The sequence below is a fragment of the Bacillus cereus group sp. N21 genome, assembly GCF_016483395.1.
Classification (GTDB): Bacteria; Bacillota; Bacilli; order Bacillales; family Bacillaceae_G; genus Bacillus_A; species Bacillus_A pseudomycoides.
The window spans coordinates 1-15,090 of record NZ_JAEHBX010000091.1; the positions used below are offsets into that span (position 1 = coordinate 1).

Sequence of the window (15,090 nt, forward strand, 5' to 3'; positions counted from 1 at the left end):
AGGATCAAACTCTCCAATAAAGTTAGTTTGTCTAGCATCTAAAATAAAAATTGACGTTTCACGTTGTTTGTTTCGTTTAGTTTTCAAAGTTCAATATCGCGTTTCAGCGACTTTTATAATATAACATTTCTCAATCACTTCGTCAACTTCTTTTTTCTTGTGTCGTTGACGACGCTTATTAATTTATCACATTAACAATTAATAAGTCAACACTATTTTTCACTTTTTTAAAATAAATGCCAAAATGTTATTCATCCTGGCATTATATATAATTTAATGATAACTAAAGCACAAATACCCGGTACCCCCAAAATGCTAGAAATAGAAGCTGTACCAATATTAATTGGAATATGAAAACCAAAATATGTTCCAATCACATTAACGGCAAACAATAATACTACACCTATCATTACTTTAACGAATATCTTTCCTATGAATTGCAACGGTTTCACTGAGGCGCCAAAAATCAGCAAAACAAATACCAAAGCAAGAATTCCACCAATAATCAATGTAGAGTTCATTTTCCCCCTCCTTATATAACCTATACACTCTATTTGTATGGGACAAGGAAACAAAAAATACCGTTCAATTATTTTAATCAGTGTGGAGATTCATCCCTACTAATTATTAGTTCTCACTGATCGGGATTTTACGAGCAATTGATCACTTATAATTCCGCTGCATTTTTAGATTGAGATTTCGCCGCCCGAGAATAATAGTATAAAGAAAAGACCCTATTTAAAAAACAGGGTCTTTTACCATTGCTCCATTTTTACAGGACGCCTTTTTGCTTCTTTTAGTAAGAAAAAGTATTTTGCTTCTGCTATTTTCAAAGAACATAGTACATCTTGAGATGGTTCGACACTTTGTTCTACCATCCTTTTTTGACGTAACCACTCATTCTTCACTTTTTCTAATGCAGCAATTAACTTATCATCATATTCTTTTCGCAACTTGCCCTTTTTTTGAAAAAACATTTTGATTTCTCCTCTTATATTTCTCTACGGCCTTCTAGAGCCTTCGATAGCGTTACTTCATCCGCATATTCTAAATCTCCACCAACGGGAAGACCATGCGCAATACGAGTCACTTTAATACCTGTCGGTTTTAAGAGGCGGGAAATATACATCGCTGTAGCTTCCCCTTCAATATTCGGGTTCGTTGCTAAAATAACTTCTTGTACAGTTTCATCTTGTAACCTTTTTAATAACTGTGGAATATTAATGTCCTCCGGTCCAATTCCCTCCATTGGTGAGATTGCACCACGAAGCACATGATAGACACCTTGATATTCTTTCATTTTTTCCATCGCGATTACATCTTTTGCTTCCTGTACAACACAAACAACCGATTGGTCACGATGTGAATCATCACAAATATAACAAGGATCACGATCTGTAATATGTCCACAAACAGAACAGTATGTTAAATTCCGCTTTGCATTTACAAGTGATTTAGCAAAATCTAATACGTCGTCTTCTTTCATATCTAACACGAAGAAAGCCAATCGGACTGCCGTTTTCGGACCAATCCCTGGCAACTTCATAAAGCTATCGATAAGCTTCGAAATCGGTTCTGGATAATGCATATATCAATATCCTCCTACTAGAACATTCCACCTGGTAAGTTTAAGCCTTTTGTGAATTGCCCCATTGTAGAGTTTGAAAGTTCCTCAGCTTGCTTAAGTGCATCATTTGTTGCAGCTAACACAAGGTCTTGTAACATTTCGATATCTTCTGGGTCTACAACTTCTTCTTTAATTTTCACTTCAAGAATTTGCTTGTGACCATTTACAATAACGGTAACCATTCCGCCGCCAGCTGTACCTTCAACTGTTTTTTCACCAAGTTCCTCTTGTGCTTTCGCCATTTGCTTTTGCATTTTTTGCATTTGTTTCATCATGTTATTCATATTTCCCATTCCGCCACGCATCATAATAAATTCCTCCTAATTGTTGTTATTCTTTTATTTCAATAAGTTGTTGCCCTACTAACTTTACCGCCTCTTCTACGAGAGGATCTACTTTTTGTTCCGCAGCTTCTTCTGAATTCCCACCTTCACGTTGTAGAAATTCTTCGCGAATTTTCCCCCACTCACTCTTTGGAATTGCAATCATATTCAACCTTTTACTCAACAATTCAAAAAGAATTTGTTCTACGGTATCCATTGCATCACGATTTTCACTTGCCATTTTGCAATGTATCTCATATTGGAAAGCTAACACATAAGAATCTTCAGAAGCTGCAACTGGTTCACTATTCTCTAATAATACAGCAAACGCTACTTTATTATAGGATTTAAGTCTTCCTAGCAACTCACCCCATATACCTTTTAATTGCTCTAAATCTTGGCGTTTCGCTTGCTTTAATACTTCATGTACCCGTCCAACAGGTATTTTCATACTTCCTGTCCGCACAGGTTTTGGCGTTGTACGTGTCTCTCTTACTTCCTGTTGCGCACCAGCTGGCACACCATTCTTCTTCACATGTTCTAGTTCTTTTTCTAGTTGTTGCATTCTATTCATAATTGCTTGCAAACGGTCTGCACCATTCGTCTGCACCATAAATTGCTGGCAAAGTTGCACCATAACAACTTCTAAGAAAATCCGCGGATGATTTGTCCACTTCATCTCCTGTTGCCCCTTACTGAGCGTATGAATAATTTCATAAATCATCTCAGGTTGCATCGCTTCACTTAGCATACGGAACTGGTCATCTACAATTACCCGTTCTAACATATGTTCCAATTGTGGTGAAGTTTGATATAAGAGCATATCACGATAATAGTAAATGAAATCTTCCATAAAACGAACTGGGTCTTTTCCTTTACTCATCATATCATCAATAATACGCAATGCTCTTGATACATCATTCTCGCGTATGCATTCTACAAGGTTACCTAAATATTGTTGAGAAACAGAACCTGTTACCGCTAAGACATCTTCAGTCGTAACTACTTCATCGCTATAAGAAATAGCTTGGTCGATCAGACTGAGTGCATCACGCATACCACCCTCAGCAGCACGCGCAACAATTTGTAATGCTTCATCTTCTACCTTTGTACCTTCATTTGTAACAACCGTCGCTAATCTCTCTACAATATCATGTACTGATATCTTCCGAAATTCAAAACGTTGACAGCGTGAAATGATTGTAGGTGGGATTTTATGAGGCTCTGTAGTCGCTAAAATAAAGATAACATGTTGTGGTGGTTCTTCTAACGTCTTTAAAAGCGCATTAAAAGCTCCCATAGAAAGCATGTGGACCTCATCAATAATGTATACTTTATATCTCACTGCACTTGGGGCATACTTTACTTTATCTCTTATATCTCGAATTTCATCTACACCGTTATTTGAAGCCGCATCAATTTCTAATACATCCGAAATAGACCCTTGTGTAATGCCTAAACACGCAGGGCATTCATTACAAGGTTCAGCTACTGGAGCATGCTCACAGTTAATTGTCTTTGCAAATACTTTTGCAATTGTCGTTTTACCTGTTCCTCTCGGGCCTGAAAATAAATAAGCATGCGAAGCTTTCTCTTGAAGAAGGGCATTTTGCAACGTTTTTGTTACGTGCTTTTGACCGACTACATCTTCAAAATTTTGCGGTCTCCATGTTCGGTATAACGCTTGGTATGACACGAAAATACGGCCTCCCTCAAAGGTTATTATCTTGTATATTATAACCCATTCTGTTTATAGATTCCAAAAGTTATTTTCTATACAAAAAACCCACCTCTTTATATAAGGTGAGTTTTGTATACATATATAACTGCCGTGCACCTTCTGTCGATTACGTACCATAAGCGTTACTTAAGCAGTTAGCTCGGTTCAGGCACTCCTGCGGCACACGAGAAAACCCGCTTATTGCTGCTTCCTTCCGGACCTGACAAGGTTCACGGGGTCCCGTTGCGCAGGACCCAAACGTCAACACCACTTACTTAAGGCAGGCCTTACAGTAGCATAACCTCGAGAAGGGATTCGGCCTCGCTAGAGCGGATTGCGAGTACAGGGCACCGCTACCTCCCCGCTTAGCACGGCAAAGTTAAAACCAATATTCGGTTGCCTTAATGAAGGCAATATCAGTATAACTTGTTTCTTCATAAATTGCAAATATGTTAAGCACCTGTATTTTTATCCAATTTTTCCTTCTTCTCTTTCCTTCTTTTACGAAGCTCTCTAAAAAAATTCGTTAACAACATGCCACATTCTTCTTCCATCACACCAGATACTACTTCACATTGGTGATTAAAACGCTCGTCCGTTAAAAGGTTCATTAAAGTGCCTGCACATCCACCCTTTGGATCACTTGCACCATATACGACACGTTTTACACGGGATAACACAATTCCACCTGCGCACATCGGACATGGTTCTAATGTAACGTATAACGTTGCATTTTCTAAACGCCACGTACCTAACTTTTTACAAGCTTCATCTATAGCTAATAACTCTGCATGAGCAATTGATCGTTGCTCTGTCTCTCTTAAATTGTGAGCAACGCTGATTACTTCCCCACCGAGTACAATAACAGCTCCAATCGGAACTTCTTGTATTTCTTCAGCTTTCTTCGCTTCTTCTATTGCAAGCTGCATAAAATAAATATCTTGTTCCATAATACAGTCCTCTCATTACGAATAAAGTATTATAACCCTTTACTACTATATCAATCCATTTTGATTTTTGGACATATAACCCCCTGCTACGCAGAATAAAAAGTAAACTCCACTCATTTTATCCTTTTGTTTTCACTTGACATGGCGTAGGAAAAGGACCTGACCGCCTCTACCTATGATCGGATTCTCTCTCCAGCCCAAAAAGGAAGGTTTTATGTCAGTTTTTCAATTTATATTTATATACATACTATTCAATTACACTTCTCCTTACAGATACGGGATAACTTTCACACATTCAATCCACTCTAAAGAAAAAGGAAGAGTGATTACATATGAAAAATACCGCATTGCTCATTATTGACATGATTAACGACTTCCAATTCTCGCATGGACCAACCCTTGCACAAAAATGTCAAATAATTATAGAGCCTATTTTACACTTAAAACGAACAATGAAAATGAATGGTTATCCTGTTATTTATATTAACGATCATTATCAACTATGGAGAGCTGATATCGATCAACTTATTACTCATTGTACAAATGATTATAGCAAAAATATTATACAAGCAATCGCTCCCGGGGCAGATGATTATGTGTTTATTAAACCACATTATTCAGCATTTTATGAAACTCCCTTAAATTCTTTATTAGGACATTTAAAAGTTGAAAAACTTATCATAACAGGGATTGCAGGAAACATCTGCATCCTTTTTACAGCCAATGACGCTCATATGAGGAACTATACTCTATATGTACCTCAAGATTGCACTGCTTCTAACTCTGATCAAGATAATAAACACGCTTTGAAAATAATGGAAACAACATTAAAGGCAAATATTACACCCTCTTTTCAATTAAAACTTGAATAGCATGCGTCGATTTCCCAACTTTTTATGACAAATTAGTCCGCTTGCTTCCCTCTTGTGCTACAATAATTCTGTTTTGTGCTTTGTATTTACAGGAAATTATGAATTGAAAGGAGGAAACAGCGTGACCGGAGTACCATTCATTACGGTCGAAGGACCTATCGGTGTTGGAAAAACTTCACTAGCGAAGGAAATTTCAACTCACATGCAACTCCATTTATTAAAAGAGATTGTCGATGAAAATCCTTTCTTAGGGAAATTTTATGAAAACATTGAAGAATGGAGTTTTCAAACAGAAATGTTCTTTCTTTGCAATCGCTATAAACAATTGGAAGACATTAATATAAAATACTTGAGTCAGCGTAAACCAGTGGTAGCAGATTATCATATACTTAAAAATTTAATTTTTGCATCTCGCTCATTAAAAGACGCTCAATATGACAAGTACATGCAAATTTATCGTATTCTTACGCAAGATATGCCCGTACCAAATGTCATTGTATATTTAACAGCAAGTCTAGAAACATTACAAAAACGAATTGCAATGCGTGGACGTGAATTTGAGAAAAACATGGATCCAAATTACTTACTACAACTCACTAAAGATTATGAAACGGCAATGGATGCTTTTAAAAAGGACCATCCTGATATTCCAGTATTAAAATTCAATGGAGATAACATGGATTTCGTGAAGAACAGTGACGATCTAAATGTAATTTTATCCACTCTCCAAAATACACTCTTAAAGGGGACGAAATAGCAATGAATTTAAGGCAAAAGTATGATATACCAAATGATGCAGTAATTACAATTGCTGGTACAGTTGGCGTTGGTAAATCAACTATGACAACCGCACTTGCCAATGCTTTAGGTTACCGAACATCATTTGAAAAAGTAGATTCAAATCCATATTTAGATAAGTTCTATGCTGATTTCACGCGCTGGAGCTTTCACTTACAAGTTTATTTTTTAGCAGAAAGATTTAAAGAACAAAAAAGAATTTTCGAATACGGCGGTGGCTTTGTACAGGATCGTTCTATCTATGAAGATACTGGCATTTTTGCGAAAATGCATCACGAAAAAGGAACAATGACAGAAACAGATTATGAAACATACAAAGGGTTATTCGATGCAATGGTTATGACACCTTACTTCCCGCACCCAGACTTATTAATCTATCTAGAAGGTTCTTTTGATGATATCGTCAGTCGTATTCAAGAACGTGGTCGCCCTATGGAACAACAAACCCCAATTGAGTATTGGCAAGAAATGCACGGACGTTATGAAAACTGGATTAATAACTTTAATTCATGTCCTGTCCTACGCTTAAATATTAATGAATACGATATTTTAAAAGATGAAGACTCAATTGAACCAATTATTAAGAAAATTGGTCATTTCTTAAAACAAACACGTAAGCTTGTAAAATAAAAAACCCGTGCGAATGCACGGGTTTTCCTATTAACTTACTTTTTCTTTTTCGTTGGAGCAATAATTTCGCTCTCTGGTTTCCCAGCATTAATACGCTGACGAACCGTACTTGTACTAATATCATATGTCTCAGCAATTTCTTTAACGGTCATTTCTTTTCCATTAATGATTGCTGTTAATACTTTACCAGTACGTTTTGGAGCTACTTCTTTTTTTGTAGTTTGTTTCGGTGCTTCTACTTTTCTCAATTCTTTCTTCACATTACAAGTACAACCGCAAAGTTTACGGAATGTATCATCACTTATAATACGTGATACGTTTGCACCACTATTTAAAATTCTATTGTTCTTACAGACTGGACATTGTACATAGTATAAAGTTTTTCCATCTAAAGGAAACGTTTGTATAATAAGATCCATGTTGACTCCTTTCATATCTATGAAGATAATCATCGGAATATGAGTGTTTCATAAGGCGTTTTCCCGCCTTACATCATACTTTCTGATTGGTTTTAAAATAAAAACTCGTTACGTGTTGGTAACGAGTTCTCCAATCTCCACTTATATGCGCTGTTGTCAATTATATCTGGAGGAGGTAGAGGGATTCGAACCCCCGCGCGACTCTCGCCGCCTGTCGGTTTTCAAGACCGATCCCTTCAGCCAGACTTGGGTATACCTCCATATTGACATCAAATATAATATCAAAAGAAAAACAGTTAGTCAAGTACACTATAATAAATTATAGGAAAAGGAAAAAACAATCTCCTTTTCCTACATTTTTTTACTGACAACACTCATACCGATGAAAGTTTCAATTTATTTAATAACTGTTTTTCCTCCCATATAAGGGCGAAGAACTTCTGGAATTATAATTGTACCATCTTCTTGTTGATAGTTTTCTAAAACAGCTGCAACTGTACGTCCAATTGCAAGTCCAGATCCATTTAGTGTGTGAACAGGTTCTGGTTTTGCATTCGGCTCACGACGGAAGCGAATATTCGCACGTCTTGCTTGGAATGCTTCGAAGTTACTACAAGAAGAAATCTCACGATACGTGCCATAGCTTGGAATCCATACTTCAATATCGTATTTCTTCGCTGCTGTAAATCCTAAATCTCCTGTACACATGCTCATAACACGATATGGTAGACCTAATAATTGTAACACGCGTTCCGCATCATTTGTTAATTTTTCTAATTCTTCATAAGAATCTTCTGGTTTAACAAATTTCACAAGCTCAACTTTATTAAATTGATGCTGACGGATTAAACCACGTGTATCGCGTCCAGCTGATCCTGCTTCAGAACGGAAACAAGAGCTAAATGCTGCATAACGAATTGGTAATTGCTCTGAACTTAAGATTTCGTCACGGTGCATGTTTGTTACAGGAACCTCAGCTGTAGGAATTAAGAAATAATCTTCACTCTCAATACGGAACGCATCTTCTTCAAACTTTGGAAGTTGTCCCGTTCCTGTCATACTTGCACGGTTTACCATATACGGAGGTAAAACTTCTTCATATCCATGTTCATCAGTATGAAGATCCAGCATAAAGCTAATTAAAGCACGTTCCAATCTTGCACCTGCACCTTTATAGAATACAAAGCGGCTTCCCGTTACTTTAGCAGCACGCTCAAAATCTAAAATTCCTAAATCAGTTGCAAGATCCCAGTGAGGTTTTGGTTCAAAGTTAAATTCTTTTACTTCTCCCCAAGTACGCGCTACCACGTTATCATCTTCTGTTTCGCCAATTGGTGCAGACTCATGTGGGATATTTGGAATAGAAAGCATTAATCTCTCTAAATCTTCTTCAACTATACGAAGTTCGTTATCAAAATCCTTTACCTTTTCCCCTACTTCACGCATCTCTAAAATTAATGCCTCTGCATCTTTCTTTTCGCGCTTTAACACAGAGATTTGTTGAGACACTTCATTACGTTTACTTTTCAATTCCTCTGTTTGAACAAGTAGCTCTCTTCTTCTTGTATCTAATTCTTCAAAACGACCGAAATCAGTTAAATCTTCACCTCTATGCTGTAACTTTGCTTTTACTTCTTCAAAATTCGCACGTAAAAATTTAATATCAAGCATTATATATTCCTCCTTTTATTTTATAAAACACAAAAACTCCCGTCCCTGTAAAAAGGGACGGGAGTTAACCCGCGTTGCCACCCTAGTTGAAAGCAATATTGCTTTCCTCTCAAGTAGAAATAACGACTCTTCACCGGAAATGTTTACTAATCATAAAGATATTCCACATTTCATTCCAGGATGGATTCACAAACTGTTTCTATCGGTTTCCACCAGCCACCGACTCTCTATAAGAAACAACATTTGTTACTACTTCCTATCAACACGTTTATTTTATAAAATTGTTACCATCAATTTACTATAATCTTACACAAGTTGCAAGTTACTTATACAACTTTTTTCATTTTCTCCTCTTTCACCATCTGTACAAAATATGCTGTAACACGATGGTCATCCGTTAACTCCGGATGGAAAGAAGCTGCTAAAAATGGTCCTTGTCTTACTGCTACCATTCGGTCATTGTGCATAGAAAGAATTTCTACGTTATCCCCTACACTTACAACGTATGGCGCACGAATAAATACACCAATAAAGTCTTCCCCTACACCTTTTATCGAAAGGGAAGCTTCGAAGCTATCCTTTTGGCGTCCAAACGCATTACGTTCAACTGTAATATCCATAGCACCGATGTGGGATTCTTCATAACCAATAAGATTGTTTGCAAGTAAAATCATACCTGCACACGTACCGAACATTGGTTTACCAGATTTCGCAAATTCACGAAGTGCCCCCATAAAATCGTACTTATCAATAAGACGGCGCATTGTTGTACTTTCACCGCCTGGCAAAATAAGACCATCAATTTCTTCAAGTTGCTCCACACGCTTTACAATTACAGCATCTGCACCACTTGCTTCAACTGCCTTTACATGTTCGCGAACAGCTCCTTGAAGACCTAATACACCGACTTTAACCATTTGAAAATCTCCTTTAATTACCAACCGCGTTCTTGCATGCGTTGTTCTGGTAATAATGTTGAAATTTCGACACCTTTCATTGCAGTACCTAATCCTTTAGAAAGGCTTGCAATTAGCTCATAATCTTCGTAATGTGTCGTTGCTTCAACAATAGCACGTGCAAATTTTTCTGGGTTTTCTGATTTGAAAATACCAGATCCTACGAACACACCATCTGCACCAAGTTGCATCATTAATGCAGCATCTGCCGGCGTTGCTACACCACCTGCTGCAAAGTTTACAACTGGTAGGCGACCAAGACGTTTGATTTCAAGTAATACTTCATAAGGAGCTCCAGTATTTTTTGCATATGTCATTAATTCGTCTTCACGTAGGCTTACAACTTGATGGATTTCTGCGTTTACTTGACGCATATGACGTACTGCTTCTACAATGTTCCCTGTTCCAGGCTCGCCTTTTGTACGAAGCATAGATGCACCTTCCGCAATACGACGCGCTGCTTCTCCAATATCACGACATCCACATACAAATGGAACAGTGTAATCACGTTTATTTAAATGATATACTTCATCAGCTGGAGTTAATACTTCACTCTCATCAATGTAGTCTACCCCTAATGATTCCAGTACACGTGCTTCCACGAGGTGACCAATACGGCATTTTGCCATAACTGGAATTGATACAGCACCCATAACTTCTTCAACAATTGTTGGATCTGCCATACGTGCAACGCCACCTGCTGCACGAATATCTGCAGGAACGCGCTCTAGTGCCATAACAGCAACTGCGCCCGCTTCCTCTGCAATTCTTGCTTGCTCAGCGTTAACTACGTCCATGATAACGCCGCCTTTTTGCATTTCTGCCATTCCACGTTTTACACGTTCTGTCCCTGTTACATTTGTCATGTACAAAAACCTCCCTAGGTGAATTGCTTTTCCCCATTAACGGCGAAAATTGAGAATACTCTTACATTCTACCACTAACTATTAGAGGCTTGTCCACTACTTTTTCATAAAGTCGGTATGAAAAATAGGAATAAAAAAAGCCCCTACAACGAGGAGCTCTTAAAACCAACCTTTTACTGTATCAACAGCACTGTTCCAAATACCACTAAAGAAAGAACCGATACCACGCATAGAACGTACAAACCAGTTTGCCTTTTCTACTTCTGATTTTGTAATAAGATCTACTTGTAATGATTTACCTGATAGGAATCCAGGATCATTATTATCTTTAGGTGATATAATCATTTGACCAAGTGTTGTACCTTTTTTAATTGGTGCTTCTTTATCTTTGCTTACATCTTTAAATTCTGTTTTATAGACGTCTTTACTTCCTTTTAACATCGGAAGCGCAATTGCTTGTTTAGTCTGAATTGTTACATCTTTATCTTTCGCATTTTCTACTCGTACAGTTTCATGTCCTTTTACCGCAGATCCTTTTGGATATACCTTTTTCACTTCAAAGTTTGTAAAACCGTAATCAAACAATTTCTTTGTTTCGTCAAAACGTGCTGTATGAGAATTTGTTTTAATAACGACAGAAATTAAACGCATACCATTTCTTTCAGCTGTACCCGTAAAACAATCTCCAGCTTCTGGAGTAGATCCTGTTTTCAAACCATCTACACCTTCATATTCCTTAACTAATCCTTTTAGCATCCAATTCCAGTTATCCATTTTAACAGGATATTTTCCACCTTCTTGGAATACTTTTTTCGGAATTTTAGCTGTTTCTAATACTTTTGGAAAATCTTGAATAAGATGTTGTGCTAAAATTGCACAATCTCTAGCAGACATTTTATTTTCCTCGTCTGGAGTTGTACCTTCAGGTTGTTGTCCTTTTAAATCATGATTTGTTAAGCCAGTAGAGTTTACGAATTTATAATTCTTCAATCCAAGCTCTTTTGCTTTATCATTCATCATTTTTACGAAATCTGCTTCTTTACCTGCAATTGCTTCAGCTAAAGCAATTGTTGCTCCGTTTGCAGAATAAATTGCCATCGCTTCATATAGCTCTTTTACCGTGTAAGAGCCACCATTTTCTAATGGAACATTTGATAATGAGCGATCTTGTGAAATCATATGTGCGTATTCAGAAACTTTTACCTTTTGGTCCCACTTAAGTTTTCCTTTAGCCACCGCTTCATTAACCAAGTATTCACTCATCATTTTTGTCATACTAGCAATCGCTAATAATTCATCTGCATTTTTTTGATATAAAATTTTTCCAGAATCTGCTTCTACTAAAATTGCTGCTCCTGCTTCAACATTTAAAGCAGCACCTGTTTCTGCCGATGCACTACCATATGTAACAAACATGCTACAAAATAGTGTAAGCACTGTTACCATTGCAATAAATCGCTTGCAAAACATACCTTTCACTTTTGTTACCCCCAATATCTTTGTACTCACATAACCGTTATTCTAACATAATCAAAAAAAAATAGACAGAGATATCAAATCTCCATCTATTTACATATAAGACATTATAAAGAGTAATTTGGTGCCTCTTTTGTAATTTGTACGTGATGTGGGTGACTTTCACGTAAACCAGCACCTGACATACGAATAAATTGTGCATTCTCACGTAAGAATTCTAAGTCATTTGCTCCGCAATACCCCATACCTGCACGTAAACCACCAACTAATTGGTGAACTGTATCAGCTAAAGGTCCTTTATATGGCACACGGCCTTCGATACCTTCTGGAACAAGTTTTTTATTACCTTCTTGGAAGTAACGATCTTTACTTCCTTTTTCCATTGCTCCAACAGAACCCATACCACGATACACTTTAAATTGGCGACCTTGGTAAATTTCAGTTTCTCCTGGACTTTCAGCTACACCAGCAAACATACTACCAAGCATTACAACGTGTGCACCTGCTGCTAAAGCTTTTACCATATCACCAGAGTATTTAATACCACCATCAGCAATGACTGGAATACCGTGCTTACGAGCTTCTGTCGCACAATCATATACAGCTGTTAATTGTGGTACACCAACACCAGCTACAACGCGTGTTGTACAAATAGAACCTGGTCCAATACCAACTTTGATAACATTTGCACCTGCTTCAATTAATGCGCGTGTCGCTTCAGCTGTGGCAACGTTACCTGCAATAATATTTAGTGTTGGGTACTTCGCACGAACTTCTTTCACCTTCTCCATAACACCTTGAGAATGTCCATGAGCTGTATCAAGTACAATTACGTCTACGTTTGCTTTTACTAATGCATCGATACGAAGAATAGCGTCTGCAGTTACACCAACTGCTGCTCCAACTAACAAACGACCTTGCTTGTCTTTTGCTGAGTTTGGAAACTCAATTACTTTTTCAATATCTTTAATTGTGATAAGCCCTTGTAATACACCGTTATTATCAACAAGAGGGAGCTTTTCAATTTTATATTTCTGTAGGATCTTTTCAGCTTCTTCTAGCGTAGTGCCAACTGGAGCTGTAATCAACTTTTCTTTTGTCATTACATCGGAAATTTTAATAGAGTAGTCTTGAATAAAACGCATATCACGGTTTGTAATAATACCAACTAATTTTTGCTCTTCTAAGTTATTTACAATTGGTACACCTGAGATACGATATTTTCCCATAAGATGCTCTGCATCATATACTTGATGATCTGGAGTTAAAAAGAAAGGATCTGAAATAACGCCGCTTTCAGAGCGTTTTACTTTATCAACCTGCTCAGCTTGTTGCTCGATAGACATATTCTTATGAATAACTCCTAAACCACCTTGACGTGCCATTGCAATAGCCATATCAGCTTCTGTTACTGTATCCATTCCTGCGCTAATTAAAGGAATGTTTAACTGCAAGCTTTCAGATAGAACTGTCTTAACACTTACTTCTCTTGGCAATACATCTGACTTCGCTGGTACAAGTAATACATCATCGAATGTCAAACCTTCTTTAACAAATTTAGATTCCCACATAATTGTTCCCCCCATGATACCAGAAATTATTATTAGTAGCTTAACAATTGGTTAAAATACTGTCAAGAAAGTGCGTAAATGTTAGAATTTTTAGACAATAAAAGGAGCGTAATATATGCATCATACATCTCATACTTGGCAGCAATTAAGTTTCTTTTTTTCATCCCAACATGTACAGCGTTATCTTGCCCGCTGTTATGAAAAATTACCTATTGAAAACGCTGAAAAAAAAAGCTTCGAAAATTGTTACCCTTTTATTTATTACTTAGAGCACGGAAAAAGTTATTATGAATTATGTAAAACTGCACCTTTTTCAATCCAACCTATGCTGTTATTTTATGGAATGAGTCAACTTTTAAAAGCATGCTTATTAACTGTTGATCCTAACTATCCAGAAACAACAACAATTTTGGCACATGGAGTAACAACACGTAAACGAAAAAAACAAGGATATCAGTTTTTAGAGGATGAAGTTAAAGTGCAGAAGAATGGATTATTCACCCATGTTGCAGAACGGATGTTTCACATGAAACACTTGGAGGCCGAGAAATTTATTATGTTAGAACTAATGGGGAAAATCCCCGAATTAGAAACCTTATTCCAGTATAGTCAAAAAGAGAAAATGTTATATAAGGTTCATACGGTAGACGAACATCATATTTCATTTTCTTCCAACATACTTGATCGTCTACATATGACGAAAGAGCGTTTTTCTCGTTACATAGAAACATCTTGTAAACATCTCAGTATACAGTACACACCAAGTGAAACCTTTGAATCTGATCTACTATTCTCAGCTTCCACTAAAACATGGAACCCTTTGTACAGTACACCTTTATCTTTTGATTGCAATACCAGCACTTACTATTTGCCAATAACTAAAGACGTAAGAAGTTGTAAATTTTTCTTACCAGAACCACTCATACATTATTTATTGCTCTACAATTTAAGCATGATTTCTCGCTACGAGACCGACTGGTGGTACGACTTATTAGGAAGCTATGCCTCCGAAGATTACCCATTTATTTATCAATTTTTAGGAATCTCTACAAAGAAAATCCCTTACTATGTTTTACTGTTTTTACTAGGTCAACAATTCCCTATTTCTTAGGAAATAAAAAAGCACGAGTCAAATGACTCGTGCTTTAATTGCTTGGCGACGTCCTACTCTCACAGGGACAAGGTCCCAACTACCATCGGCGCTAGAGAGC

16 protein-coding genes, 1 tRNA gene, 1 other RNA gene and 1 other annotated feature are annotated in these 15,090 nt (G+C 37.1%); of the genes, 4 read left to right on the top strand and 14 right to left on the bottom strand.

Features of this window, described 5'->3' with window-relative positions; all coding sequences use genetic code 11:
- Positions 1 to 251: 251 nt before the first annotated feature.
- The 7 genes from JDS96_RS27370 to tadA form a co-directional block, all read right to left on the bottom strand.
- Entirely contained in the window at positions 252 to 521 is a 270-nt protein-coding gene (locus JDS96_RS27370; RefSeq protein ID WP_003205416.1) for a pro-sigmaK processing inhibitor BofA family protein, read from the bottom strand.
- A gap of 234 nt (positions 522 to 755) precedes the next feature.
- Positions 756 to 977, bottom strand: coding sequence for a YaaL family protein (locus JDS96_RS27375; protein WP_003194164.1), 222 nt, complete (start codon positions 975 to 977; stop codon positions 756 to 758).
- A 14-nt stretch (positions 978 to 991) separates the two neighbouring features.
- Positions 992 to 1,588, bottom strand: coding sequence for a recombination protein RecR (gene recR, locus JDS96_RS27380; RefSeq protein WP_003194165.1), 597 nt, complete (start codon positions 1,586 to 1,588; stop codon positions 992 to 994).
- A gap of 17 nt (positions 1,589 to 1,605) precedes the next feature.
- Positions 1,606 to 1,932, bottom strand: coding sequence for a YbaB/EbfC family nucleoid-associated protein (locus JDS96_RS27385; RefSeq protein ID WP_170957107.1), 327 nt, complete (start codon positions 1,930 to 1,932; stop codon positions 1,606 to 1,608).
- 25 nt (positions 1,933 to 1,957) lie between these two features.
- Positions 1,958 to 3,646 carry a DNA polymerase III subunit gamma/tau gene (dnaX, locus tag JDS96_RS27390; RefSeq protein WP_018767821.1) on the bottom strand — a complete coding sequence of 563 codons (1,689 nt, stop codon included), beginning with the start codon at positions 3,644 to 3,646 and terminating at the stop codon, positions 1,958 to 1,960.
- Between the two features lie 133 nt (positions 3,647 to 3,779).
- Positions 3,780 to 4,044: signal recognition particle sRNA large type (gene ffs / locus JDS96_RS27395), an RNA gene on the bottom strand.
- Between the two features lie 78 nt (positions 4,045 to 4,122).
- Entirely contained in the window at positions 4,123 to 4,620 is a 498-nt protein-coding gene (gene tadA / locus JDS96_RS27400) for a tRNA adenosine(34) deaminase TadA (RefSeq protein WP_003194173.1), read from the bottom strand.
- A gap of 332 nt (positions 4,621 to 4,952) precedes the next feature.
- Between tadA and JDS96_RS27405 the strand changes: the two genes are divergently transcribed.
- From JDS96_RS27405 to JDS96_RS27415, 3 genes are all read left to right on the top strand, one after another.
- Complete coding sequence (locus JDS96_RS27405) at positions 4,953 to 5,492, top strand: cysteine hydrolase family protein (protein ID WP_003194175.1); 540 nt, start codon at positions 4,953 to 4,955, stop codon at positions 5,490 to 5,492.
- Between the two features lie 121 nt (positions 5,493 to 5,613).
- A complete protein-coding gene (locus JDS96_RS27410; RefSeq protein WP_018767818.1) occupies positions 5,614 to 6,249 on the top strand; it encodes a deoxynucleoside kinase in 636 nt (211 codons plus the stop codon).
- A 2-nt stretch (positions 6,250 to 6,251) separates the two neighbouring features.
- Positions 6,252 to 6,920 carry a deoxynucleoside kinase gene (locus JDS96_RS27415; protein ID WP_018767817.1) on the top strand — a complete coding sequence of 223 codons (669 nt, stop codon included), beginning with the start codon at positions 6,252 to 6,254 and terminating at the stop codon, positions 6,918 to 6,920.
- 35 nt (positions 6,921 to 6,955) lie between these two features.
- Here the strand turns inward: JDS96_RS27415 and JDS96_RS27420 are convergent, their stop codons facing one another.
- From JDS96_RS27420 to guaB, 7 genes are all read right to left on the bottom strand, one after another.
- Positions 6,956 to 7,339: a sigma factor-like helix-turn-helix DNA-binding protein gene (locus JDS96_RS27420; RefSeq protein ID WP_003205423.1), complete on the bottom strand. Its 384-nt coding sequence runs from the start codon at positions 7,337 to 7,339 to the stop codon at positions 6,956 to 6,958.
- A gap of 167 nt (positions 7,340 to 7,506) precedes the next feature.
- Positions 7,507 to 7,599, bottom strand: a tRNA-Ser gene (locus JDS96_RS27425).
- 136 nt (positions 7,600 to 7,735) lie between these two features.
- A complete protein-coding gene (serS, locus tag JDS96_RS27430) occupies positions 7,736 to 9,010 on the bottom strand; it encodes a serine--tRNA ligase (protein WP_003194183.1) in 1,275 nt (424 codons plus the stop codon).
- Positions 9,011 to 9,060: 50 nt separating this feature from the next.
- Positions 9,061 to 9,282: a binding site (T-box leader), on the bottom strand.
- 54 nt (positions 9,283 to 9,336) lie between these two features.
- On the bottom strand, positions 9,337 to 9,927 hold the full coding sequence (gene pdxT, locus JDS96_RS27435; RefSeq protein WP_003194184.1) for a pyridoxal 5'-phosphate synthase glutaminase subunit PdxT: 591 nt from the start codon (positions 9,925 to 9,927) through the stop codon (positions 9,337 to 9,339).
- Between the two features lie 17 nt (positions 9,928 to 9,944).
- Positions 9,945 to 10,832 carry a pyridoxal 5'-phosphate synthase lyase subunit PdxS gene (gene pdxS / locus JDS96_RS27440; protein WP_003194186.1) on the bottom strand — a complete coding sequence of 296 codons (888 nt, stop codon included), beginning with the start codon at positions 10,830 to 10,832 and terminating at the stop codon, positions 9,945 to 9,947.
- Between the two features lie 159 nt (positions 10,833 to 10,991).
- A complete protein-coding gene (locus JDS96_RS27445) occupies positions 10,992 to 12,311 on the bottom strand; it encodes a serine hydrolase (protein WP_018767813.1) in 1,320 nt (439 codons plus the stop codon).
- A gap of 104 nt (positions 12,312 to 12,415) precedes the next feature.
- The gene (gene guaB / locus JDS96_RS27450; protein ID WP_018767812.1) at positions 12,416 to 13,879 is read right to left on the bottom strand and encodes an IMP dehydrogenase; all 1,464 of its coding nucleotides are present in this window, start codon (positions 13,877 to 13,879) and stop codon (positions 12,416 to 12,418) included.
- A gap of 115 nt (positions 13,880 to 13,994) precedes the next feature.
- On the opposite strand from guaB, the gene JDS96_RS27455 reads away from it, so the two are divergent.
- A complete protein-coding gene (locus JDS96_RS27455) occupies positions 13,995 to 14,990 on the top strand; it encodes a YaaC family protein (protein ID WP_199668677.1) in 996 nt (331 codons plus the stop codon).
- Positions 14,991 to 15,090 lie beyond the last annotated feature (100 nt).

Coding starts and splice junctions, on each gene's coding strand:
- JDS96_RS27420 (WP_003205423.1), bottom strand. CDS start 7,339: ATGGATCTTATTATACAAACGTTTCCTTTAGATGGAAAAACTTTATAC.
- recR (WP_003194165.1), bottom strand. CDS start 1,588: ATGCATTATCCAGAACCGATTTCGAAGCTTATCGATAGCTTTATGAAG.
- serS (WP_003194183.1), bottom strand. CDS start 9,010: ATGCTTGATATTAAATTTTTACGTGCGAATTTTGAAGAAGTAAAAGCA.
- guaB (WP_018767812.1), bottom strand. CDS start 13,879: ATGTGGGAATCTAAATTTGTTAAAGAAGGTTTGACATTCGATGATGTA.
- tadA (WP_003194173.1), bottom strand. CDS start 4,620: ATGGAACAAGATATTTATTTTATGCAGCTTGCAATAGAAGAAGCGAAG.
- JDS96_RS27375 (WP_003194164.1), bottom strand. CDS start 977: ATGTTTTTTCAAAAAAAGGGCAAGTTGCGAAAAGAATATGATGATAAG.
- pdxS (WP_003194186.1), bottom strand. CDS start 10,832: ATGACAAATGTAACAGGGACAGAACGTGTAAAACGTGGAATGGCAGAA.
- JDS96_RS27415 (WP_018767817.1), top strand. CDS start 6,252: ATGAATTTAAGGCAAAAGTATGATATACCAAATGATGCAGTAATTACA.
- pdxT (WP_003194184.1), bottom strand. CDS start 9,927: ATGGTTAAAGTCGGTGTATTAGGTCTTCAAGGAGCTGTTCGCGAACAT.
- JDS96_RS27385 (WP_170957107.1), bottom strand. CDS start 1,932: ATGCGTGGCGGAATGGGAAATATGAATAACATGATGAAACAAATGCAA.
- JDS96_RS27455 (WP_199668677.1), top strand. CDS start 13,995: ATGCATCATACATCTCATACTTGGCAGCAATTAAGTTTCTTTTTTTCA.
- JDS96_RS27370 (WP_003205416.1), bottom strand. CDS start 521: ATGAACTCTACATTGATTATTGGTGGAATTCTTGCTTTGGTATTTGTT.
- JDS96_RS27405 (WP_003194175.1), top strand. CDS start 4,953: ATGAAAAATACCGCATTGCTCATTATTGACATGATTAACGACTTCCAA.